Source organism: Nodosilinea sp. AN01ver1 (assembly GCF_050565655.1).
Classification (GTDB): Bacteria; Cyanobacteriota; Cyanobacteriia; order Phormidesmidales; family Phormidesmidaceae; genus Nodosilinea.
This window is the reverse complement of sequence record NZ_JBNXVS010000012.1, coordinates 41,950-63,891: the sequence shown is the minus strand read 5'-3', so window position 1 is coordinate 63,891 and position 21,942 is coordinate 41,950. Positions and strand designations below refer to the sequence as shown.

Annotated in this window: 18 protein-coding genes and 1 pseudogene; 8 read left to right on the top strand and 11 right to left on the bottom strand. The window is 53.5% G+C overall.

Features of this window, described 5'->3' with window-relative positions; translation table 11 throughout:
* Window positions 1-13: 13 nt before the first annotated feature.
* Window positions 14-799: a glycoside hydrolase family 24 protein gene (locus ACQ4N7_RS12000; RefSeq protein WP_225885246.1), complete on the top strand. Its 786-nt coding sequence runs from the start codon at window positions 14-16 to the stop codon at window positions 797-799.
* Window positions 800-835: 36 nt separating this feature from the next.
* Here ACQ4N7_RS12000 and ACQ4N7_RS11995 read toward each other — a convergent pair whose 3' ends face one another.
* On the bottom strand, window positions 836-985 hold the full coding sequence (locus ACQ4N7_RS11995) for a hypothetical protein (protein ID WP_156119689.1): 150 nt from the start codon (window positions 983-985) through the stop codon (window positions 836-838).
* Between ACQ4N7_RS11995 and ACQ4N7_RS11990 the strand changes: the two genes are divergently transcribed.
* The 4 genes from ACQ4N7_RS11990 (at window position 984) to ACQ4N7_RS11975 (ending at window position 6,604) form a co-directional block, all read left to right on the top strand.
* Window positions 984-2,345, top strand: a complete 1,362-nt coding sequence (locus tag ACQ4N7_RS11990; protein ID WP_035985545.1) for an MFS transporter — start codon at window positions 984-986, stop codon at window positions 2,343-2,345. The two genes, ACQ4N7_RS11995 and ACQ4N7_RS11990, sit on opposite strands and share 2 nt — an antisense overlap.
* Window positions 2,346-2,476: 131 nt before the next feature.
* Window positions 2,477-3,169, top strand: coding sequence for a two-component system response regulator RppA (gene rppA, locus ACQ4N7_RS11985; RefSeq protein ID WP_035985544.1), 693 nt, complete (start codon window positions 2,477-2,479; stop codon window positions 3,167-3,169).
* Window positions 3,138-4,508, top strand: coding sequence for a two-component system sensor histidine kinase RppB (rppB, locus tag ACQ4N7_RS11980; protein ID WP_035985542.1), 1,371 nt, complete (start codon window positions 3,138-3,140; stop codon window positions 4,506-4,508). The genes rppA and rppB overlap by 32 nt, the downstream gene beginning before the upstream one ends.
* 629 nt (window positions 4,509-5,137) lie before the next feature.
* A complete protein-coding gene (locus tag ACQ4N7_RS11975) occupies window positions 5,138-6,604 on the top strand; it encodes an iron uptake porin (RefSeq protein WP_035985541.1) in 1,467 nt (488 codons plus the stop codon).
* A gap of 228 nt (window positions 6,605-6,832) precedes the next feature.
* Here ACQ4N7_RS11975 and ACQ4N7_RS11970 read toward each other — a convergent pair.
* Window positions 6,833-7,308, bottom strand: a pseudogene (locus tag ACQ4N7_RS11970) (heavy metal translocating P-type ATPase); the annotation flags it as partial.
* A gap of 190 nt (window positions 7,309-7,498) precedes the next feature.
* Between ACQ4N7_RS11970 and ACQ4N7_RS11965 the strand changes: the two are divergent.
* Window positions 7,499-7,843 carry an ATP-binding protein gene (locus ACQ4N7_RS11965; protein ID WP_072016012.1) on the top strand — a complete coding sequence of 115 codons (345 nt, stop codon included), beginning with the start codon at window positions 7,499-7,501 and terminating at the stop codon, window positions 7,841-7,843.
* Here ACQ4N7_RS11965 and ACQ4N7_RS11960 read toward each other — a convergent pair.
* From ACQ4N7_RS11960 to ACQ4N7_RS11935, 6 genes are all read right to left on the bottom strand, one after another.
* Entirely contained in the window at window positions 7,772-9,808 is a 2,037-nt protein-coding gene (locus ACQ4N7_RS11960; RefSeq protein WP_035985538.1) for a copper-translocating P-type ATPase, read from the bottom strand. The two genes, ACQ4N7_RS11965 and ACQ4N7_RS11960, sit on opposite strands and share 72 nt — an antisense overlap.
* 256 nt (window positions 9,809-10,064) lie before the next feature.
* Window positions 10,065-10,514: a DUF305 domain-containing protein gene (locus ACQ4N7_RS11955; RefSeq protein WP_035989030.1), complete on the bottom strand. Its 450-nt coding sequence runs from the start codon at window positions 10,512-10,514 to the stop codon at window positions 10,065-10,067.
* Window positions 10,515-10,772: 258 nt separating this feature from the next.
* Window positions 10,773-11,117: a four-helix bundle copper-binding protein gene (locus ACQ4N7_RS11950; protein ID WP_072016134.1), complete on the bottom strand. Its 345-nt coding sequence runs from the start codon at window positions 11,115-11,117 to the stop codon at window positions 10,773-10,775.
* 181 nt (window positions 11,118-11,298) lie between these two features.
* A complete protein-coding gene (locus ACQ4N7_RS11945) occupies window positions 11,299-12,000 on the bottom strand; it encodes a TVP38/TMEM64 family protein (protein WP_035985537.1) in 702 nt (233 codons plus the stop codon).
* Between the two features lie 152 nt (window positions 12,001-12,152).
* Complete coding sequence (locus ACQ4N7_RS11940) at window positions 12,153-13,178, bottom strand: F510_1955 family glycosylhydrolase (RefSeq protein WP_072016011.1); 1,026 nt, start codon at window positions 13,176-13,178, stop codon at window positions 12,153-12,155.
* A 313-nt stretch (window positions 13,179-13,491) separates the two neighbouring features.
* Window positions 13,492-13,896 carry a DUF2933 domain-containing protein gene (locus ACQ4N7_RS11935; RefSeq protein WP_106920036.1) on the bottom strand — a complete coding sequence of 135 codons (405 nt, stop codon included), beginning with the start codon at window positions 13,894-13,896 and terminating at the stop codon, window positions 13,492-13,494.
* A gap of 384 nt (window positions 13,897-14,280) precedes the next feature.
* Here ACQ4N7_RS11935 and ACQ4N7_RS11930 point away from each other — a divergent pair, with 384 nt between their 5' ends.
* Entirely contained in the window at window positions 14,281-15,786 is a 1,506-nt protein-coding gene (locus ACQ4N7_RS11930; protein ID WP_052049945.1) for a multicopper oxidase family protein, read from the top strand.
* Between the two features lie 63 nt (window positions 15,787-15,849).
* Here the strand turns inward: ACQ4N7_RS11930 and ACQ4N7_RS11925 are convergent, their stop codons facing one another.
* The 3 genes from ACQ4N7_RS11925 to ACQ4N7_RS11915 form a co-directional block, all read right to left on the bottom strand.
* Entirely contained in the window at window positions 15,850-16,332 is a 483-nt protein-coding gene (locus ACQ4N7_RS11925) for a hypothetical protein (protein WP_035985536.1), read from the bottom strand.
* Window positions 16,333-16,403: 71 nt separating this feature from the next.
* Window positions 16,404-19,538: an efflux RND transporter permease subunit gene (locus tag ACQ4N7_RS11920; protein WP_072016009.1), complete on the bottom strand. Its 3,135-nt coding sequence runs from the start codon at window positions 19,536-19,538 to the stop codon at window positions 16,404-16,406.
* 107 nt (window positions 19,539-19,645) lie between these two features.
* Complete coding sequence (locus ACQ4N7_RS11915) at window positions 19,646-21,292, bottom strand: efflux RND transporter periplasmic adaptor subunit (protein ID WP_197064785.1); 1,647 nt, start codon at window positions 21,290-21,292, stop codon at window positions 19,646-19,648.
* A gap of 396 nt (window positions 21,293-21,688) precedes the next feature.
* Between ACQ4N7_RS11915 and ACQ4N7_RS11910 the strand changes: the two genes are divergently transcribed.
* Window positions 21,689-21,859, top strand: coding sequence for a hypothetical protein (locus ACQ4N7_RS11910; protein WP_156119688.1), 171 nt, complete (start codon window positions 21,689-21,691; stop codon window positions 21,857-21,859).
* The last annotated feature ends 83 nt before the right edge of the window (window positions 21,860-21,942 follow it).

Genomic DNA, 21,942 nt, shown 5'->3' with positions numbered 1-21,942 from the left:
GAAGATGAGCTAGATGCGCGATCTCGTCACCTTGTCGAAAAATGAGATCGCGCATTTTTTACTCATCACTTCAAACTGTTTGAGCCAAAAATTTATGACACAAGACAGCTCTTTACCTACAACAAAATCATCGCCTCTTAAAAAGAGAGGATTTCGATTTCAATCCTCTAGCCTTAAAAAATATTGGCCCCTTTTCCCTATTTTGGGATTATTCCTCATTATCGGTCTTGTTCTGGAACAGCCGGGGAGTCATCTTCGGTTTCAATCACCTTTACTCGGGCAGCTACCTGATTTAGCTATGTCAGACGGTGATCCGTACATTCGAGCACTGATGTTAACTATCTCGGCCAGTGAGTCAAATAGCAAAAATTCTTATTTTCTTTTGTATGGCAGTAAACATGTCCATGATTTAGGACAACACCCCAACCAATGTAGGCCAATTAAAACTGGCCCAAACCAAGGTCAGTGCTCAACGGCGGCTGGGCGATATCAATTCCTGACTTCTACCTGGATAGAGAAAGCCGTCAAGTATCACCCACATCCCCACCAGACTAATCATGGAATGACCTACAGCTTCGAGCCACAGTATCAGGATATTGTGGTATATCGCTGGCTCAGTGATCATCATCAATGGAATATTGATATTTTAGCTTTGCTTAAAGAAGATCGAGTTGAAGAAGTCTTGACTGAACTATCTAATGTTTGGACAAGTCTGGGCAACGGCATTGAGGATAACTCGATGACACCTTATTTGCCTAGTCTCTATCGACAGCTACTCAGTGAAGAGCTGCGGAATTGAATTTCAGATCTAAAGCGGATGACTTCGCTTGGACTTTTAAATTGCTTTTCCAGGCGATGAAAGAATGATGAAATGCTCGCCATCATGAATGTATCTTTCAACTCCTAAAAAATGCCCCCAGGGGGGATATCCTAGAATTGTAATCCAAGTTTTGCCGTAAGCTTTATGAGCTTGTTTAAGCCCCATGATTCCAACTCCTCGGTTATTACAGTGTCTTAGAAATCCTACCTTTGCTCGCCTCTACGCGGCCCAGACCATTAACCTGGTTGGTGATGCCCTGACTTGGCTGGGGTTAGCGCTACTTGCCTTTGAGTTGGCAAACGAAAACGCTGGGCTGATTTTGTCAGGAGCGCTGACCCTGCGAGTTGTGGCCTACGTGGTGCTGTCGCCGCTAGCGGGGGCGATCGCTGATCGCATTGACCGCAAACGCATTATGGTCATCACCCATTTGGCGCGGATGGTAATTGTGTGTCTGCTGCCCTTTGTCACCCAGATCTGGCAAATTTACGCGATCGTGTTGGCCCTGAACATGTTCTCTGCCTTTTTTACGCCCACGTACACCGCCACTATTCCCTTGATCGCGACATCTGAGGAGTACCCCAGGGCGATCGCCCTTTCCAGTGCTACCTATCAGCTTTTAGGCGTACTTGGCCCCGGTTTAGCCGGTAGCGTTGCCGCCTTTGTGGGTACCCGGCAGGTATTTTTTCTAGATGGCATCACGTTTCTGACCGCTGCCATTTTGATCGTTACTCTGCCAGGGCAACTGATGGTCACGCAGCAACCGCAGGAGGCTAGAACAGTTCGCAGGACGCTCCAGGATATTCGCCTGGGCACCACCTGTCTACTCAATGATCCAATGATTAGATATGCCTTAGTCATGCAGTTGGTGGCGGCGATCGCCGGGGCTGCCATCTTGGTCAACACCGTCGGGTATGTCCAGGGCACTCTTCAAATGGGCAAGCTGGAGTATGGCTGGGTTATGGCCGCCTTTGGTATAGGGGCAACCTTGGCATCCATTGGTCTAGGCACCGTCAACCCTGGGCCGAAACAGACGGTACTCACTGGCCTGGGGGCGGCTCTGATTACCCTGGCTCTTTTACCCGCAAATTGGGTTAGCCTGAGCGGGCTACTGCTGCTGTGGGCTGTCGCCGGGGCAGGGCAAACCCTGGTGAATGTGCCGACCCAAACCTTAATTGCCGATCGGGTAGCTGTCGATATTCAAGGTCGAGTCTACGGTGCCCACTTTGCCTGGAGCCATCTGTGGTGGGCGTTCTCTTATCCCCTGGCAGGATGGATGGGGAGCCATTTTTCTACGGCTACTTTTTTGGGGAGCAGTCTAATTGGTGTAGCGGTTTGGAGTATTGCTCAACTCGTTTTCCGACCCATTGCACAGCCCGAGTGGCCCAGTGGGCTGTGGCACGACCATCAACACTTCCACGATGAAGAGCATTGGCATCGCCACAGGCGCAATCAAAAGGTTAGAGATGCTCACAGCCATCTTCACTTTCATCACAATCTCCAATCAGAGCTTTATGAGATTGGCTAAATGAGCCGCCGGGGTGACAGGCTCTTTGGCATAGTAATTTCATCCTGGTTTCATAGTCAGATGTTACGGTCTTAGATTGGAGAGGATAACCACTGGCTGCCACCCTTTTTTCGGTAGCTTGAGCACTATCAATGCGTATTTTGCTGGTCGAAGATGAGCCCGACTTGGGGCGAGCGATTAAGCGCACGCTAACTCAAGAAGCCTACGTGGTGGACTGGGTGCAGTCTGGGGATGAAGCGCTGACCTATCTGGAGAGCAGCACTGTCACCTACGTGCTTGGAGTACTTGACTGGATGCTGCCAGGGCTAACGGGGCTAGAGATCTGTCGCTGGCTACGGGCACGGCAGAATGCGCTGCCGATTCTCATGCTGACCGCCAACGATCGCATCGAAGACCGGATTGCCGGGCTCGATGCCGGGGCCGATGACTATCTGGTCAAACCCTTCAGCATGGATGAGCTGCTGGCCCGGTTGCGGGCCTTGAGACGCCGCCCCGCTGACTTCAAGCCAGCTCAGATTCACGTTGGGCCGCTGACGCTGGACTGCGATCGCAGAATTGCCCTGCTGCACAGTGATACCGCCTCCGAGCAGGCGATTGAACTGACCCAAAAAGAGTTTCAGCTCTTGCAATATTTGATGGAGCACCCCGACCAAATTCTCACCCAAGAGCAGGTGCTCAACCAGCTGTGGGAATTTGGCGCAGAGCCCATCAGCAACGTGGTGGCGGCCCAGGTGCGGCTGCTGCGCCGTAAGCTGGGGCAGTATGGCTATGACGATATGATTGAAACCGTCTATGGCATGGGATACCGGTTCAAAGCTGAATAGACTGTTTCGCCGCAGCCGCTGGCAGCTCACGGGTTGGTATACCGGCGTCATGGCCGTCGTGCTGGCGATCAGTGCTTTGGGCATGTACGAGGCGATCGCCCACGCCCATCGGGTAGCCGCCGATCGCGAGCTAAAATCGGTCGCTGAAGCCGTTCACGACAACCTAGAGAAATCTCTCACCTCTGGCGATCAGATTGAGAGCGGTTCCTCTGAACTGCTGCCGAGCCTTTGTCTAACTGGGGATCCCTGCCTGGCCCCCTTTGAGCACAGCCAGAACCACTATCACCCCGGCGACCTATACTCCGGCAATTACTATATCCGAGTGCTAGGCACTAATGGGGCATTAGTTGCGACCGCTGGTGACTACCCCCCAGGACTACCCAGCCCTGATGTTTCTGCCCTTTGGCAAAGCCTGCGCGATGGGTCGGGTCAGCCCTACCGCCAGATTATTCTGCCCCTGTATGCCCTCGATGATCAACAACTGGTGGGCCGGGTCGTGGTGGGCCGTTCGCTCAATGACTTTGCCGCCTACCTCGCCACGGTTCGCTGGAATATGGCGTTAGGTCTACCCATTGTTCTAGCGCTCACGGCGATCGCTGGGTGGTGGCTGGCGGGGGTGGCGCTAAAGCCAGTGCGAATGTCGTACCGCAACATTCAGCAGTTTACGGCAGATGCCGCCCACGAGCTGAGAACCCCGCTGGCGGCGGTTCAAGCCACCACCGAGTCGGTGATTCGGCTGCCAGACATCTCCGATGCGGAGGCGCGAGATACACTCCAGGTGGTTGCTCGCCAAAACCATCGCCTAACCCTCTTAGTCAGCGATCTGCTGCTCTTGTCGCGGCTCGATATCCAAACTGCTACCCCTGGCTTTGCCTGCTGCTTACAAGACGTGCTGAGCGATATTGAGGAAGAGATGGCGGCGCTATCTATGGCCAAGGGCATTGGCCTAGTGCTCGATCAGCCTGCAACCCCGCCCCTGGTGGTGATTGGTCACGAAGAGCAGCTCTACCGTCTGGTGCTGAATGTGGTCAGCAATGCCCTACAGCACACCCCTGCCAACGGGAAAGTCATTCTTTGCCTTAGAGCCGTAGATAAGCACGCTCTGATTACGGTAGAAGATACCGGAGTGGGCATTCACCCCGACGATCAACCCCGAATTTTTGATCGCTTTTACCGCATCGAAAAAGATCGGTCTCGCCAGAGCGGCGGAGCGGGTCTGGGTCTGTCGATCGCGCTGGCGATCGCCCAGGCCCACGGCGGCAGCATTCACGTCAAAAGCGCCGTCTCAAAGGGCAGCACCTTTAGTATTAAGCTACCGCTCGCGGCACCGGTTCGTTAAGAGAAGATGCATCGAAACCCTCTGATACAGAGGATATGCTGACTTTCTGGGTGAATAAGGGGTGAGAGCAAAGGCCTATCGCTATCGTCGGAGTTACCCGCTTCCCTAATCCTTATTGTTGCCTCAGCCAATTATGGATGTTCCGCTGGACATCCAACATATGCTATGAGCCCGCCTGAGTCTTGCCATAGAAATTCGACGCCGATGATACATACTGCACCATCGTCTCAGAGCCGCATTTTTAGATCCCCTCTTATAAGTCTCACGCCCACATTATGATTTGCATAACCTTTTTATCATGTGTTTTATGGCGTTAAACAGATATTGTTCTGACGGTTTTATAAATAGGTTCTTAACGTCTTGTTAATCCGTTAATTCAGCCTTTACTAGACACTCAGCTATTTTCCAAGTGGCTCTCATTTTACCGCCGCAGATTTCCTATATGTTTCTGGTATAGCTGTGGCCAGTCTAGTTAAGGCATGACCTCTCTAGAGGTTGAAACGTTTTAATGGTGGAACGTTTTCTGATTGTCCTAATCTCGGTGACCACAGCTATACGTCGAAATTGAGAGGCTCTATGCCACCCACCGACGCTATCCAGTTTTATCCAGTGTGAGGAGATATTCCCGAATGACTAAACTAATGTGGCGATTTTTGCTAGCGGTACCCGCTGCCTGGGGTGTTGCTGTGGCTGTTTCTAGTACAGCTGTCGCTGCTGAGTCGGCCACCGTTCAAGTGGACAGCTTCAACCAAGACTCGATTCAACTGGCTCAGATCACCAGCGTGTCGGATCTGACCGATGTGCTGCCCTCCGACTGGGCCTTCCAGGCGCTGCAAAGCCTGGTGGAGAATTACGGTTGTATTCAGGGTTACCCTGACCGCACCTTCCGTGGTCAACGCAGCCTCACGCGCTTCGAGTTCGCTGCTGGTCTGAACTCCTGCTTGGATGTCATTGCCACCTTAATCGCTCAGTCGGGCATCAACCCCGACGATCTAGCTACCATCCGTCGCCTGCAAGAAGAGTTCCAGGCTGAACTGGCTACCCTGCGTGGTCGCGTCGATGCTCTCGAAGCTGAAACCGCTGCCCTGCGCGCTCAGCAATTCTCCACCACCACCAAGCTGCGGGGGCAAGCTGACTTTCATTTGGTTACCCCTTTTGACGGCATTACCGGTGAAGCAAACACCAGCGTTGCCAACCGCGCTCGCTTAAACTTCGACTCCAGCTTCACTGGCGACGATCGCTTGCGTATTCGCCTGCAGGCTGGTGATGGTAACGCCATTTCCCCAGGTGTGCTCGGTGGCTTGGCCAACGCTCGGGGTAGCGACTACAACGTAACCGTTGACGACTTCTACTACCGATTCCCCGTTGGTAACCGCATCACTCTAACTGCTTCTGCCCGTGGTCTTCAGGGCGACGACTGGGTCACCGACACCATCGTTCCTTTTGATGGCCCCTCTGTCGCCCAATATGGAGAACCAGCTTTTTATACCAGCGGCGGCAGTAGCTCCAACGGTGCTGGTGTTGGTATCAGCATCGCCCTGACTGACAGCATCGTTTTTGATGCTGGTTACACGGCTGGCAACGGATCAGCCACTAATCCCCAGGCTACCAGTCCTGCGGTTGGTATCTTTGCTGCTGCCAACCAGAGCTACATTGCTCAGCTTAGCTTCCTGAGCGATGGTTTTCTAGATGCTGGTATTGCCTACCTACACAACGACCGGTCTATCACCTTCCAAGGTGGTCTACCCGGTGGTACTGACACCTATGCTGGTCTGTTGAACCTTGACTTTGGTAGATTCTTCATCGCTGGCCATGGTGCGTATCAAACCTACAACGGCGGCAACGACTTTAGCTGGACCGCTGGTCTTGGCATCAACGATTTCCTGGCTGAGGGTGCTCAGCTAGGCGTTTACGGTGGTCAGCTACCCCAGGTGCGTGGTACCACCAACAACCCCACTCTTATTGAAGGTTACTACGAGGTGCCCTTTAACGAATTCCTAACTATCACTCCTGCCCTCATCTATGGGGATACCAACCTGGGTGGTACCGATGAAACTGGTTTCTGGGGTGTCCTGCGCGCCACCTTCCGGTTCTAAGTTGAGAGGCTAGCGATTTTCGCTACCTAGGTTTGCCAAGTACAAAAAAGCCTTGCCTCTATGGCAAGGCTTTTTTGTTGAAATTAGACCTCTCCCTAAGCTCCGCTCCAGATGCCCTCCAGCAGCCATTGCTTGTCTAAATCCATCGCTCGATCACTCAACGACCTAAGCCGTGCCCAGCGCTCACCCATGGGTGCCGTAGACAGCATGGAGATTCATTATGACTTCTCAAATTACAGTCGCTTCACCAGCATTGAGTGGGCCGATCACCGAGAGTGAACTAACGACCATGGCCACCACCCCAATTACCGGATGCAGCAGACCTAAAGCCGCTATGGGAATCGTTAACAGACTGTAAATAGATGCTCAAAACGGGTTCTGCACGGTATTCACCTTGGAGAGTTCCTCCTGCACCAGGGTGACATCGGCGGCCTGAATGGCCACATCAGCCCCAGCCCCGATGGCAATGCCCACAGCTGCCTGAGTTAGTGCCGGGGCGTAGTTAATGTTGTCACCATAATGGCCACCTTGCCGTGTTTGCGTTGTAGGTGCCTGATGGCGTCCACTTTGTCGCCCGCGACCATCATTGGCTGAGTGCCTTGGGCTTTGAGGGTAGCAATGGCTGCTTTAGAATCGGCCTTGACAGTATCCGAAATGGCGATCACCCTAGCGGCTTGGTTGCCAATGGCCACGGCGGTTTTGCCCTAGGCATTCAGTTCCGCTAGGGCTGCTTCCAGGGATTGAGAAGAGATCCCGGCCTCCTGCAGTAGGCGGCGACTGCCGACACGTGCCGGTTCACCCTTTACCTGTCCCTGCACCCCTCGGGCGGTGAGCGCCTGAACTAAATGACGGTGAAAATCTCTATCCCTTCGGCTCGGGCTCCTTAGACGATGGATGGCCCGGCCCAGGGATGGCCTTAGGGTTACCCTGGCTCTGGCCCTGATTGCGGCGGTGGGGTCGTGGCTGGTGAGGGTGGCGCTGGAGCCGGTGCAAATACCGTACCGCATCGAGAAAGATCGATTACTCCAGAGCGGTGGAGCGGGTCTGGGGCTGTCGATCGCGCTGGCGATCGCCCAGGCCCATGGCGGCAGCATTCACGTCAAAAGTGCCGTCTCCAAGGGCAGCACCTTTACCATTAAGCTCCCCCTCGCCAGTTCAGGCACACCCCTAGGCCAGCTTCGCCCGTCGCAGCAGCACCGCGTTAATCGCCACAATCACAGTCGAAAGGCTCATCAGTAGGGCACCCACCGCTGGGGACAGCAAAATTCCCCAGGTTGCCAGTACCCCCGCCGCTAGGGGAATGGCAAAGATGTTGTAGCCCGTAGCCCAGAACAAGTTTTGGATCATCTTGCGGTAGGTCTTTTTGGCCAAGACCAGCGCCTTGACGGCATCGAGCGGATCGTCTTCGATCAGTACTAGGTCAGCCGACTCGATCGCCACGTTTGTTCCGGCCCCAATGGCTAGCCCCATCGTGGCCTCCAGTAACGCTGCGGCATCGTTGACGCCGTCGCCAACGAAGGCGGTGGGGGCTTCTTTTTTCAGTTCCTTAATGCGGTTGACTTTGTCTTCTGGCAGTACGCGGGCGTAGTAGCGATCGATGCCCAAATCCTCAGCCACCGCACGGGCTACCGCCTCGGCGTCGCCGGTAATCATCACCGCCTGAATGCCCATCTGGTGCAGGCGATCGATAGTAGTGCGGGCGCTGTCGCGCACCCGGTCAGCCATCGAAATCACCGCGATCGCCCGATCGAGCGCCATCAGCACCACCGCACTTTCGCCCCGCTCATCAGCCCGATCGAGCGCTGCTTGCAGGGGCTCTGGCCAAGCCAGGTTTTGCTCCTGTACCCATTCTGGCCGACCCACTCGGTAGGTCTGCCCATTGACCTGACCTTCCACGCCGCGTCCGGTGATGGTTTGGAAGTCGTTCATGGGGGGCACGTCAAGCTGACGCTGGTGGGCCGAGTCAACAATGGCCTTGGCCAGGGGATGTTCAGAGGGATTTTCGAGGGCAGCGGCGATCGCTAGGGCCTCATCTTCTAACATGCCGTCTACCGCGATCTGCTGCACGCCAAACTTACCCTGGGTCAGGGTTCCGGTCTTGTCAAAGGCCATGATTTTGATATCTTTGGCCCGCTCCATCGAGTCGCGGTTGCGCACCAAAATTCCATTGCGGGCGGCTAGCCCGGTCGAGTTGGCAATCACCAGAGGAATGGCCAGGCCCAGGGCGTGGGGGCAGGTAATGACCAGCACCGTTACCGCTCGGTTAATGGCAAACACCAGGTCGCTCAGGGTGAGCCAGACAATAAAGGTCAGGGTGCCCGCTGCGATCGCAATCAGGGTGAGCCAGTAGGCCACCTTGTCAGCCAACACCTGATAGCGGCTGCGCGACGACTGCGCTTCTTCCACTAGCCGCATAATCTGGCTAATCGCCGTGTCTTCACCCACCCGTGTGACCTTGACCTGCACAGAGCCATCAGTGTTGATGGAGCCTGCTACCACCTCATCGCCCACCTGTTTGTGTACCGGCTTAGACTCGCCGGTCAAAAACGACTCATTGACGCTGGTGCTGCCCTCAATGATTTCCCCATCGTTGGGAATCTGCTCGCCAGGGCGAATCAGAATGATGTCGCCTACCTGAATGTCGCTGGCGGGAACGTCATCGATCTGGCCGTTGCGCATGCGGTGGGCTGCACTGGGTACTAAGGTCGAGAGTTCTTCTAGAGCCTTACTGGCCCCCTGCACTGAGGCCATTTCAATCCAGTGGCCCAGCAGCATAATCACAATCAGCGTGGCCAGTTCCCAATAAAAGGGCATACCGTCTAGCCCCAGGGAAACCGCCAGGCTGTAGACAAAGGCCACCGTAATCGCCAGGGCAATCAGCGTCATCATGCCAATTTGGCTTGTCAGTTCGTGCCATGCCCCCAGCAAAAAGGGCCAGCCCCCATAGAAGTAGAGGGCAATGCCAAGGACTGGGTTAATCCAGGTTGAGCCGGGAAAGGCGATCGCCTCGTAGCCTAGCCAGCCCTGCAATTGCGGCGAGAAGTAGAGAATTGGCAGGGTTAGCAGCAGGGAGACCCAAAACCTCTTTTTGAACATCCCAGGGCTGTGCCCCGCATGTTTGTCGTGGCTAGAAACAGCACCATGCTCTGAAGTGCCATGATGCATTCCAGAGTGATCATGCTGTGTCGCGTGGTCGTGGTTCATGGTTGCGCCCTTATTGACTGACGTGAGTACCAGGGGATCTGTCTGTAGGTCTTTTTCCTGAGTGACCAGGAGAACCCAACGCCAAGATACTTACGAACAGATTTACGAGAGAAGTATGAAATCAGGATGAAATCACTCCCGAGCAGCAACACATCTTATTTTCATCCAGCCTAGAGGTTATTTCTATGCAACTAAGATTGAAGTCTAAATTTTGGCTGTAGAAAAATTCAGATACTGAACTGAGCTTGGTATGTGATTATCTATTCTCAAGCTCCTCAATTAGTGCCTTCATCTCATCAATCTCTCTAACCTGGGACTCAATAATCTCTCCGGCAAGCTCTTGAACACGCGGATCTGAGAGATTAGCCCGCTCACTCGTTAAAATTGCAATTGAGTGGTGCGGAATCATCGCCTTCATCCAGGCGATATCCCCAACAGTGGTCTGGCTACGAACAAGCCATAGCGACAGGGCAAATACTATAATGCTGCCCACAAAGATACTTGTGTTTACTTTTCGGTTGCCATACATATTTAGCATAAAGCCAAGCATGATACCAGCCATGACTGCTCCCATGATTAGAGCCATATAGACTCGCGTCTCACTGAAGTAAATGTGATCTAGCCGGTAAACATTCAAGTACATCAGAAAGAACATTGCAACGGTCGATGTTGCCACCATTGCGGCAAATCTTCCATACTTTCCCATAAACATTGTTTCGTTTTTCATCGCTTTTTGAGTAGACATGTCGTTTAATACTCCTTATTAGATGCGCCTAATGAGCCTTATGATTGGGGTTTGAAGTGTTGATGAGATAGGCTTAATTGCTTGTCCTAAACTCTAATCTTGGCTATCAACTCCAGCAAGCTCAACGGAGCATTCTATCTGTGCGATAGCCATCAAAGCCAGTAAAAATTACTGGCGATAGTCAGGATTTCAATACTTAGAATGCAGCAAAAACTGTGGTTATTTCGTTGCTACGGCTGTATTGGCAATCCGACGGTAAGTATTAGCTGCGGTACGACAAGCCTGAGCGCACTTTTGACAGTGCTCCATGTCGTGTTTCTCACACTCAGTTGCACAAGCTTCACAAATCTCGGCACAGGCATTCGCTAAGGGGGCAATGAAGTAGGAACCCCGTACCATAAAGGTTGCTAGCGTGCGACAGCTATCACCAGTATCCAGGCACATCCGAGCACACTTCACCATTTCTGCCTGTCCCATACAGGCTTCAGCACAGTGCTCACATTCCACTACACAAGCCATGGCTTCATCGAAGCTAGATTGATATTTTTCGTGATTGAGAAGCATGATCATTCTCCATTAATTTCTATTTGACAATAGAAATTTAGATTAGAATTCCTTCATTTACACCTCTCCAGGGTATGAAGATCAATTTCTTACTGATTGAATAGGGTGATTTCATCCTGATTTCATAAGTTGATGGTACTGTGCTCTGCCTCTAAATCGGTTGAAATACTATGACAAGCACTTATTTCACATGAATGATGTCTCTCATGTTAAACCAGTTATATCGATGAATGCCATACGGAAAGCCAATCAAAAAAGTCAGAAACAAAACAGAAAGAACAATCCCAAACGGTAGACTAACTGCAAAAGTTGAGCCCATAAAAGTTAGAAAAAAGGTTGATGGAATCATGCCAAGTAGAGTTGCAGTGGCATAAATTGGCAGCGAAAGCCCTGTGATACCGGCCCCATAGCTAATTAGGTCAAATGACAAGATAGGAAGCAGGCGCGTGATGAAGATTACCCAACCTAGATAAACTTCTCCTCGATTTTTAGAAAAGTAGATGAGTTTGCCCGTCAATGCACGAACAGCCGATCGCCCTAAGGTGTATCCAATAAAGTACGCCAGCAAACCACCTAAGAAGCCACCAATGATACTATAGATTCCTGCCCAAACTGGCCCCCAAACCATACCAGCCGCTACCGCCAGAGGAGCGCTTGGAATGGGACTAAGGACAACAGACAAAATTAGAATACCAATGTAGGCTAGTACTCCTAACCATCCCCAGCTTTGAATAGCTTGCTCCAAACCTTGTGCAGAGAATAAATCAAAGTCTGGTTGAACCCAAATCCAGCTGCAAATTAGTAGGCACAGCAACAGAATGCTGAGGGCGATCGCATTCTGCCGATTGAGAAATCGCTGCTTCCCTAGTCGCTTACGCTTCATAAAAAGACTAACCAGGGGATTGCCTGTTGTAACATTCTGGTGTACGGGCAGTGTTAGCATTATGGAGCGCCTTCACAGCGGATAGATCGCAGCTGTCTAGCTTTTTTAGATATCTCCAAGCAGTGAGAGCGATCGCATTATTTGACTCACGGTTACGAATCCAGCTCATTCCATGTTTTGCCACCGTCTTGTGATTGAAAGACAACATTGTTCTCATTGACAGCATAGAGAACTTGGGCGTTAGTAGGAGCAGCAGCCATATATAAAATTGTGCCCTCTAATTCATCGCTCCAGGGTCCCCAGGATTGTCCGCCATCCACGCTACGGTACAATCCAGCATCCGTAGAAGAGATACGGTATCCCAACATCGTCGTTTGATCGCCCTCTGCTTGTAGTGCTAATCCGGCGATTGGAGCAGTGGCTGTACTGGGAATCAGTGACCATGTTTTGCCTGCATCCTGACTTTCATATAGCCCCGCTTGTGTTGTTGCTAACACTCGTTCTGGATTAAGAGGATCAACATTAAGGCTAAAGGGTACTGCCTCTAAACCACTGGCAGGCTGTTTTGTCCAGGTTTGACCCGCATCGTTTGATACAAAAAAGCCTTGTTGCCCAGATGTAGCTAAGCCGTAAATGGTATCAGGGTTGCTAGGTGCGATCGCCATGGCATGAAAATCAACCCCTCGCATGGAAACTTCTTGCCAATCTAACCCTTGATTTTGGCTCACTTGAAAACCTAAGTTACCACCCTCTGGCGGATGTCCACTGGCATAGAAGCGGTTTGCATCAGTGGGGTGCGAGATAAACCCCATGTAATCGTACTGCTCTTTTACCCAAAACCACTGACCCGTCTCAGATCGTTTCAAAAGCCCACTATGACTAGCAATATAAATAATTTGAGGATCGTCAGGACTGACGGTTAATCCGTGAATGTGATTATTTGTTTGCCAGTTTTCGGCTGGTTTTAGAGATGCTTCTAAAGTAGTGGGTGCTGGTGCGCTATCTGCTTGGTTCGATGGCGATTGAGATACAGCACTGGACAAATTGCCGCCGGTAGGCTGGCTGGTACGGCTAAACAACCAGGCTGTGCCTCCCAAGATTAGGAGAAATATTGTTGCAGGAACAACATAAGCTAACCATTTTGTAGCTTTTCCCTCGTTTGAATTTGGCTGACTCATAATGTCCTTATCGTAGTTTTTGGGTTACTGCCTCATACCATCATGCTGCCAAGGGGTCGCTATGCGGCTGATCAAAGCTTGGGGTTGGAACTGATTGAGGTTCCAAACGCTCAGTAGGGCGATCGCCATTTCTGCACTAACGAAAGAGTCTCTGAGCTGTTATTTTCGTCTCTCCATTTGGACTTGGTTCAACCGAATCTCTTGCACCGCTTGTTCTATGTATTGGGGTAGAATGTTAGCGGCGGCTCCGGCTTGAATTAATTCCTCTAACGAGCACCGATATGTCAAGGATTCTCATCTCATCCGACACAGTTCACTCCTTGAGATGACGATCTGCCTTAAGTGAAGAGCTGCTGGATGATCGCTGTTCAGATTGTTCTAATGTATTAATCTGGTGAGCGATCGCTTCGTGCTGCGTCTGCAATTGCTGAAGATGTTCTCGCAATTGAGCCAGTTGCACATCTCGGTTAAGGGGTGTACTGGCGGGTAAATGGCTCGCTGATCGGTGTGATGGAGCAGGAGTTGAGTCCTTGTCCATTCGATTCATCATCACCATCATCAAAAACATTGAAAGCGGACAGGCTGCTAGCAACAGTAATGGTAATGCACTCAGCGTTAGTTGCGGTGCCAATATCGCAATAGCAATGCCAATGGCTACTAGCCCCACCAATACTCTCCAGTCAAAACACATGCCAAAGGCATTGAATTTTGTTTTCATCGTGTTGCTCTTGTTTAAGACGGGAACGATTTTGTGACTATTGCCATACTAGAGTCTCTAGTCGGCTATAGAGTCAAGTCATCAATAACATTTTCATTCACGTCTTTCCAAGGCATGAAGATTAATGCCTTCCTGATTGAATAGGGTAATTTCATCTTGATTTCATAAGTTGATGGTAGTGAATTTAGACAATCAACTATTTTTCATATTGCCTGTATTTCATTGGCGTTTCATAGTTCAGTCATAATATGGCTATGAGAAACGCTAAGTATTATTTCGCTGCCTTGACTCTACAGTTTACTAGAATCTCTATCGTCATGGTAGTGAGAAATTAGCTCTTGTTTAAGGCAGCTACCTGAGTGAGTTGTTGAAATTTAAGCACCTATGCGCTCTATCAAACGACGAGAATTTTTGGGTTTAAGTGCGGGAGCTACAGCAGCTATCCTGCTCTCTCAGTGTTCCAAAGCACAAACACAAGGCTCTACGGCTAGCCCTACTCTGCTGCCAGGGCGAGTTATCAACAGCCAAGGAGGATTACTAAGCCTTGATTTAGAAGCGAATGTTCAGCCAGTACCCCTGGGTAATCGCAGAGCCAACCTGCTGACCTTCAACGGTCAAATGCCCGGCCCTCGGCTAGAGGCCAAACCCGGCGACACAGTGCAGATTCGCTTCACCAATCGGCTCAATCAACCTACCAATCTGCACTACCATGGGCTGCACGTTACTCCCCAGGGCAACGCAGACAACATTTTCCTCAGCGTGCCCCCAGGGGAGCGTTTGACCTACGAATTTACCCTGCCAGCCGATCATCCGGCGGGTACGTTTTGGTATCACCCTCATCACCACGGCCATGTGGCCGAGCAGTTGTTTGGCGGGCTGGCCGGGCTGTTTATCGTCCGGGGCGAGCTGGATGAGCTGCCTGAAATCAAAGCTGCTCAAGAAGCGTTTATGGTGCTGCAAGACTTTGACATCACCCGCGCTGGCGATATCGCCGCCCCTAACCCGATGGCAATGATGATGGGTCGCGAGGGGCCGATAGTGACGGTGAATGGACAGGTCAATCCAGGGTTAGCCATCCCCCAGGGCGGGCTTTTGCGGCTGCGGTTGCTCAATGCGTCTCCGGCCCGGTTCTATCGATTGCAGCTGGAGGGGCATACGTTGCACCTGGTGGCGACGGATGGGGGGGCGATCGCCGCTCCCATCGAGCTATCTGAACTCTTGCTGGCCCCTGGCGAGCGGGCCGAAGTGCTGGTGCAGGGCAACCGCGAACCGGGCCAATATCGTTTGCTTAACCTCCCCTACGATCGCGGCGGCATGATGATGGGGGGTGGCATGGGTATGGGTGGCGGTGGCATGGGCGGCATGAATCACAGCATGGGGAATATGCCGCATCAGAGCGGTGGTGACACTGCCCAACCTTTGGCCACCCTGACCTATGACGGTTCAGTTGCGGCCCTACCCCTACCCCAACAGCTAGGTCGTGTAGACCCTCTGCCAGAACCCACAGTGACCCGCCGCCTCGAACTATCGATGGCGATGGGGCCAGGTATGAGTATGGCGTTTTTGTTCAACGGCAAAACCTTTGATGAGCAGCGGATCGACATTACTCCTACACTCAACACCATCGAAGAGTGGGAATTGGCCAACGTCGATCCTGACCGGATGGATCATCCATTTCATTTACATGTCAACCCGTTTCAAGTGATCAGCCGCAACGGACAACCTGAACCCTACCAGGCTTGGAAAGACACGGTACTGGTAAAAGGCAACGAAGCCGTGCGCATCCGCATTCCATTTCGCACCTTTACAGGTAAAACGGTGTACCACTGCCACATCCTTGACCACGAAGATCTTGGCATGATGGGCACTGTGGATATTCAGCCCGCCTGAGCGCAAACGGAAACGCGAGCGGCTACCTATGGCTGAGCCACTCGCGTTTCTGGTCAACGCGAATTACTTCATAAAGGAAAATCGGCCATTCACCTTCTCGCCGCCGATATCCGACAAAATAGCGACGTTATACTCCCCGGTGGCGGTGGCTGGCAGCATAGCTGTGTAGTGTGCGCCGTCAGGGTCATAGCTCAACTCGATAGACTCCTGAGTGCCGTCGGGAGACTGAACTTGCGCCACTACCTTGGCATCGGCGATCGCCTCGTGGGTGTCGCCCTTTTGTAAAAAGAAATCTAGGTGAACCCCGGTCGGCTCATTGGAGGTGATCAGCTCTAGGTGGTAAGGGCCAGATTCAACCACCTGTCCCCCTTGGGAAGCTTGCGTTCCAGCGGAAGGTTCGGGGGCTGTTTGAGCTTCAACAGCGGGTGCTTCGGCAACGGGCGCTGCGGGAGCACTACTTTGCTCTCCACTGCTGCCACAGGCACCTAGGGTTAGAGACAGGCCGAGGGCTACTGCGGAAAAGGTCAGGGTCTTCTTAACGGTCATAGCGTTATTCCTTCAAAAAAGAAAACAGGATGTTGCTTAGGGGCAGCGTTGGGCTGCCCTATAAGAGTGAGCTACTGCACCAGAGCAGGATCGCGGGGCTCAGGTTCAAGCTCTGCGGGCGATTGCAGATCCGTCGCCTTGGGAACCAGATGTCGCCCAAACTGGGCGTACAGGGATGGCAGCACCAGCAGCGTCAGCGCCGTCGAGGTAAATAGCCCGCCCAAAACGACCACGGCCAGGGGCTGCAAAATTTCTTTGCCCGCCCCACTGCCCAGTACCAGGGGCACCATGCCCAGGGCCGAGGTGAGGGCCGTCATTAAAATGGCCACCAAGCGCTCTGAGGAGCCTTCGACAATCACCTGGCGCAGCGGCATTCCCTGGGCCAGTTTGGTGTTGTAGTTATCGACTAGCAGCAGACCGTTGCGGGTGGCCACCCCAAACAGGGTGATAAACCCAACCAGCGACGCCACCGACACCACCCCGCCACCTAGCGCAATGGAGGCAATGCCCCCCACCAGGGCCAGGGGTAGGTTGGCCATGATCATGATCACCCCTAACACCGACTTAACGGCGAAATACATCAGCACAGAGATGACGACGATCGCCAGCCCCCCAAACACCAACAGGTTGCGGCTAGCCCGCTGCTCCGACTCAAACTGCCCGCCGTACTGAATGTAGTAGCCCGACGGCAGCGCTACAGAGGCGCTGACGCGATCTTGAATGGCATCGACCACCGAGCCCAAATCGCGCCCGGCAACGTTAGCCGACACCACAATCAGGCGCGAGACATTTTCGCGATTGATGGTGTTTGGCCCAGTGCCATAGTCAATACGAGCGACCTGAGCTAGCGGAATTTTTTGGCCCACTGGGGTATCGATCAGTAGATTGCCGATCGCCTCCAGGTTGTTGCGGGCGTCATCTTGGAGCCAGACCAGCAGATCAAAGAGCTGCTGCTGCTCTAGCACCTGAGACACCACGCGCCCGTTGAGCGCCGTTTCAACCACGCTGGCAATTTGCCCTACGGTGAGGCCGTAGCGGGCTGCAGCGGGCCGATCAAACTGAATCTGCACCTGGCGAATGGGCACCTGGGGCTCCAGTTGCAGATCCACCAGGCCATCGATATCGCGAATCGCGGTTTCAACATCGCTGCCGATGGTGCGCAACTGGTCGAGGTCGGGGCCAAAGATTTTGATGGCGATCGCGCTTCTCACCCCCGAGAGCACCTCATCCATGCGGTGGGTGATAAACCCGCCCACGCTGGGGGCAATGCCGGGAATGCGGGCAAACTCTTCTCGAATGGTTTCGATGGAGGCTTCGCGATCGCGCAATCCTGCTTGGCTCAGCTCGATATCGAGGTGGCCCAAATTGACCCCACCGGCATCGGCATCTCCCGGTGCTCGCCCCGCCCGCAGCTGCACCGTCGCAAAGCGGGGGTCATCCTTGAGCGCCTCCTGCATGGCAATCCCGGCCTGGTTAGTGGCCTGCAAAGACATGCCGGGGTACAGGAGCATGGCGTTCACCAACGAGGGCTCTTGAAATTCTGGCAAAAACACCCGCCCCAGACTCGAAAACATCACCAGCGACGCTACCAACGCCGCAGTGGCAATGGCCAGCACCAACTTGGCACGGGCCATCACAAACCGCAACGCCGGTTGATACAGCCGTTGCGACGATCGCGTCACCCAGGTTTCATCGCTGGGCAGCGGGCAGTGGGCCAGCAGAATGGCGCAGAGTGCGGGGGAGAGCGTCATCGCCACCAGCGTAGAGGCCACAATCGACACCAGGTAGGCCACCCCCATGGGGGCAAAAATCCGGCCCTCCACCCCGGTCAAACTAAAGATGGGGGCAAACACCACCGCAATAATGACGGTGGAAAAAATAACGCTCACCCGCACCTCAACAGAGGTGTCATAGACCACCTTAAAGGGATGTTCCGGAGTGCCCGCCAGCTGGTTTTTGCGCAGCCCGCGATAGGCGTTCTCCATATCCACAATCGAATCATCGACCACGGAGCCAATGGCGACCGCCAACCCGCCCAGGGTCATGGTGTTAATGCCCTGACCAAAGGCATTGAGAATGATCATGCCCACCAAAATCGACAGCGGAATGGCGCTCAGCGTAATTACCGCCGTGCGCCAGTTCATCAAAAACAGCAGCAGAATAACCGAGACGATGATGATGCCGTCTCGCAGAGAACCCAGCACGTTTTCAACCGACGCCTCAATAAAGTTTTCTTGGCGAAAGGTTTCGGTGACGACGACATCCTCGGGCAGAGCCGCTTTTAGCTCCTCCATCGCGGCTTCCACCGCCCGTGTGACGGTGGGCGTGTCGTTGAGGGGCTGCTTGTTGACCACCATCACCACTGCTCGCTGGCCCCCCACGCTGCCGTCGCCCCGCTGGAGGGCGGCTCCAATGCGCACATCAGCGACATCTTGCAGCTTTACGGGGCGGCCATCTCGGGCGGCGACCACCGACTCTTGCAGTTGCTCAATCGAGTCTAGCCGCCCTACCCCCCGAATGATCAGCTCCTGATCGGGGGTGTTGAGAAACCCGCCTGCGGCATTGACGTTGGCCGCCTCGGTCGCCTCGGCTACCTCTTGCAGCGACACATTAAACGCCACCAGCTTGTCTGGATCCACCAGCACCTGGTACTGCCGCACGTCACCGCCGTAGGCAATCACCTGAGAAATCCCTGGTACCGCCAACAGCCGGTTGGTGACATCGCGATCCACCAGCCGCCTCACCTCCATCAGCGGCGTGGTTTCCGCCGTAAAGGCGTACATCAAAATTGTGCCGATAGGCGACGAAATCGGCGAAATTTGGGGAATGCCGACCCCCGCTGGCAGCTTTTCCTGCACCTGCTGGAGCCGCTCGGTCACCAGCTGTCGAGCCTGGTAGACATCGGTACCCCACCGAAAAATGACCTTGACGACCGAAATACTGACCGCCGAGGATGAGCGCACGGTTTCGACCCCTGGGGTGCCATTGACGGCACTCTCAATGGGCAGGGTAATCAGCGCCTCCACCTCTTCGGGGGCCAACCCCGGCGCTTCGGTTTGAATTTCCACCTGGGGAGGCGCAAAGTCTGGAAACACGTCCAGAGGCATTTGGGTGAGGTTGTAAATGCCTAAAAACGTCACCACGATCGCCCCGATGACCACGAGCCACCGCTGGGCGATCGACCATTTCAAAATGTTATCTAGCATCGCTGTTGTTCAAAATTTGGCAGGGTAGGTGGCTCACCATGGCCGTTGTAGTCGTAGGGTGGGCATTGCCCACCATCTGGAAAGACACTTCCCAGTCATTACCACAGCTACTTACGCGAAGGCTCTCCCTCTTCGACCAGGGGAGCAGCAAGGGTTGGCCCAGTGCCGTAGCGAGGATGCCCTTGTGCTGAAGGCGAAACCGCCTCGTCACCGATCGCTAGGGCATAGGTCGGACGCTGTCGCCTGGCCCACCAGATTCCGGCAGCAAAGGTGGTCATGGCGATCGCACCACTGCCCAGCCCCATCGCCCACCAGGGGATGCCCGCAGTTGCAGCCGCCTCGACGGGGGCGGCGGGTTCCTCTTCTGCTTCAGCACTCCCGCCCCGCAACGACTGGGCATAGAGCTGGTTAGCCCGCTGGGTAACGATTTCATCGCCCTCAAACAGGCCACTGAGCACTTCGACTTGATCGCCCGCCGTTCTTCCCAGGGTGACGTCAACGGGTTCAAAGGCATTGCCATTGCGCACAAACACTAGGGGTTGGCCGTTGGCTTCTACCACCGCTGACTGGGGAATGGCCATCACGGCCTCAGAAGTGCTCTCGGTGAGCACTTCCAGGGACGCAAACATACCGGGTTTGAGCGTACCATCGGCATTGTCTAGCTCGGCCTGCACAGGTACGACCCGAGTTTCGCCATCAACTACCGAACCAACCGTGGTAATTTGTCCTTCAAAAATTTGATCGGGCAGGCTGGCTACGGTGATTCGCACCCGTTGCCCAGGGGATACCTGAGGCAGATCTTTTTCAAAAATATTGGCGGTGGCCAATACCGTGCGATTGTCCACGATAGTCATCAGCACCGCGCCTGCGTCCTGGGCGGATTGCCCCAGGGTGACGTCGCGATCGGCAATGGTGCCTGCGATCGGCGCTTTGATGGTGATGGTGCCGTCTGGGTTAGCCGTGGCCCCCAGCTGCTGCAATCGGGTTTGGTAGGTCTCTGTACTCAACTGAGCGCGAGATTGCGCCACATTCAAAGCAGTCTGCGATCGCGCCACCTCGGTACGGGCATTCAACACCTCTAACCGACTCTCTGCCTCGGTTAAGGCCCGCTTGGCGTCGGCCAGCCCCGCCTCTGAGGCCAGCAGCTCCCGGCGGGCAATCGCCCCTTGCGCGGCTAGTTCCGAGTCGCGATCGTATTGCTCTTGGGCCACCCGCAGATCGGTTTGGGCTTCTGCAATGGCCCCTAGGGCAATCTGCTGCTGTTGGGCATAGGTCTGCTGAGCTAGCTGCAAATTGGCCTCGGCCTGCTGCACGTCTCCCTGTCGCTCAGCAGAGTTTTCCAGGGCGGTCACTCGCAATTCAGCCAGCTCTCCACTAGTGATGACGGCTAATGCCTGGCCCGCTTCCACGCGCTGCCCTGGCTCCACCAGCAGCTTAGTCACCGTACCGCCGACGGGGTTCGTCACCGATACCTGTCGCCCCGGCGAGGCTTCAATTTGCCCCGTTGCCTTTACGCCAAAAGCTAAAACCTGGCGCTTTACGGGCTCTACAGTCAGACCAATACGGTCAGCAATCTCAGAATCAACCTCAATGCCGGTTGGAGATGCTCCAGCTCCACTCCCCTGAAACTCATCTCCATGGCCAGCATGGGCCAAGACCTCGCCGGCCGGGGCCAGCAAGAGCATCAGCAAGACGGCTACAGGGAGCGATCGCCCTCTAGCCGCGATACAAAAGCGATCAAAGATAGCTGTCATAGGCGTGCCCTTGAACCACTCAATTACAGTCTTTGGAGAAAAATGCCATCGTTCCCCAAACATCCCACAGAAAAATGAAATCAGGATGAAATTTGTAGCTTTAATTGAGCAATCAATAGATTGCGCAGAGAAAATCCCCCAAAAGTTCAAGCTGAATCGCGCTAAAAGTACGTCTAAGCAAAGACTATGGCGAATAAGATTAGGCTTCTACTCTAATTCAAAAAGCTTAAAAACTTCATAAAGTTTCTAAGTGAAAAGATGCACTCTAATTTTTCTAACAAAACTTTCATTCTTGACTTAGGTAGCTATCACCAAATTAGCTGAAATGGGATCTACTATGACAAAACTTCCGCCAATAACCAAGCGCGGATCCTAGCAGTTCTCAAGGAGAAGACAATGAAAAAATATGTTCTTTCTGCACTAACTATTGCACTAGCTACAATTGCCTTTGCTCCTGTGGCCAGTGCCTCTAGCCAAACTAACCTCCGTGGCTTAGCTGCCGAAAAAGGCAGACCTGTAACCATGAGTGAACTTATTCAGCATAACCGTGATTATAGGGGTTCATAGACTTTTTTTAAGTGATAGCGCTTCAAATCGCTATCACTCATCAAGATGTCGCTCATCTCAATAGACTCTAAAGCCACCATTGC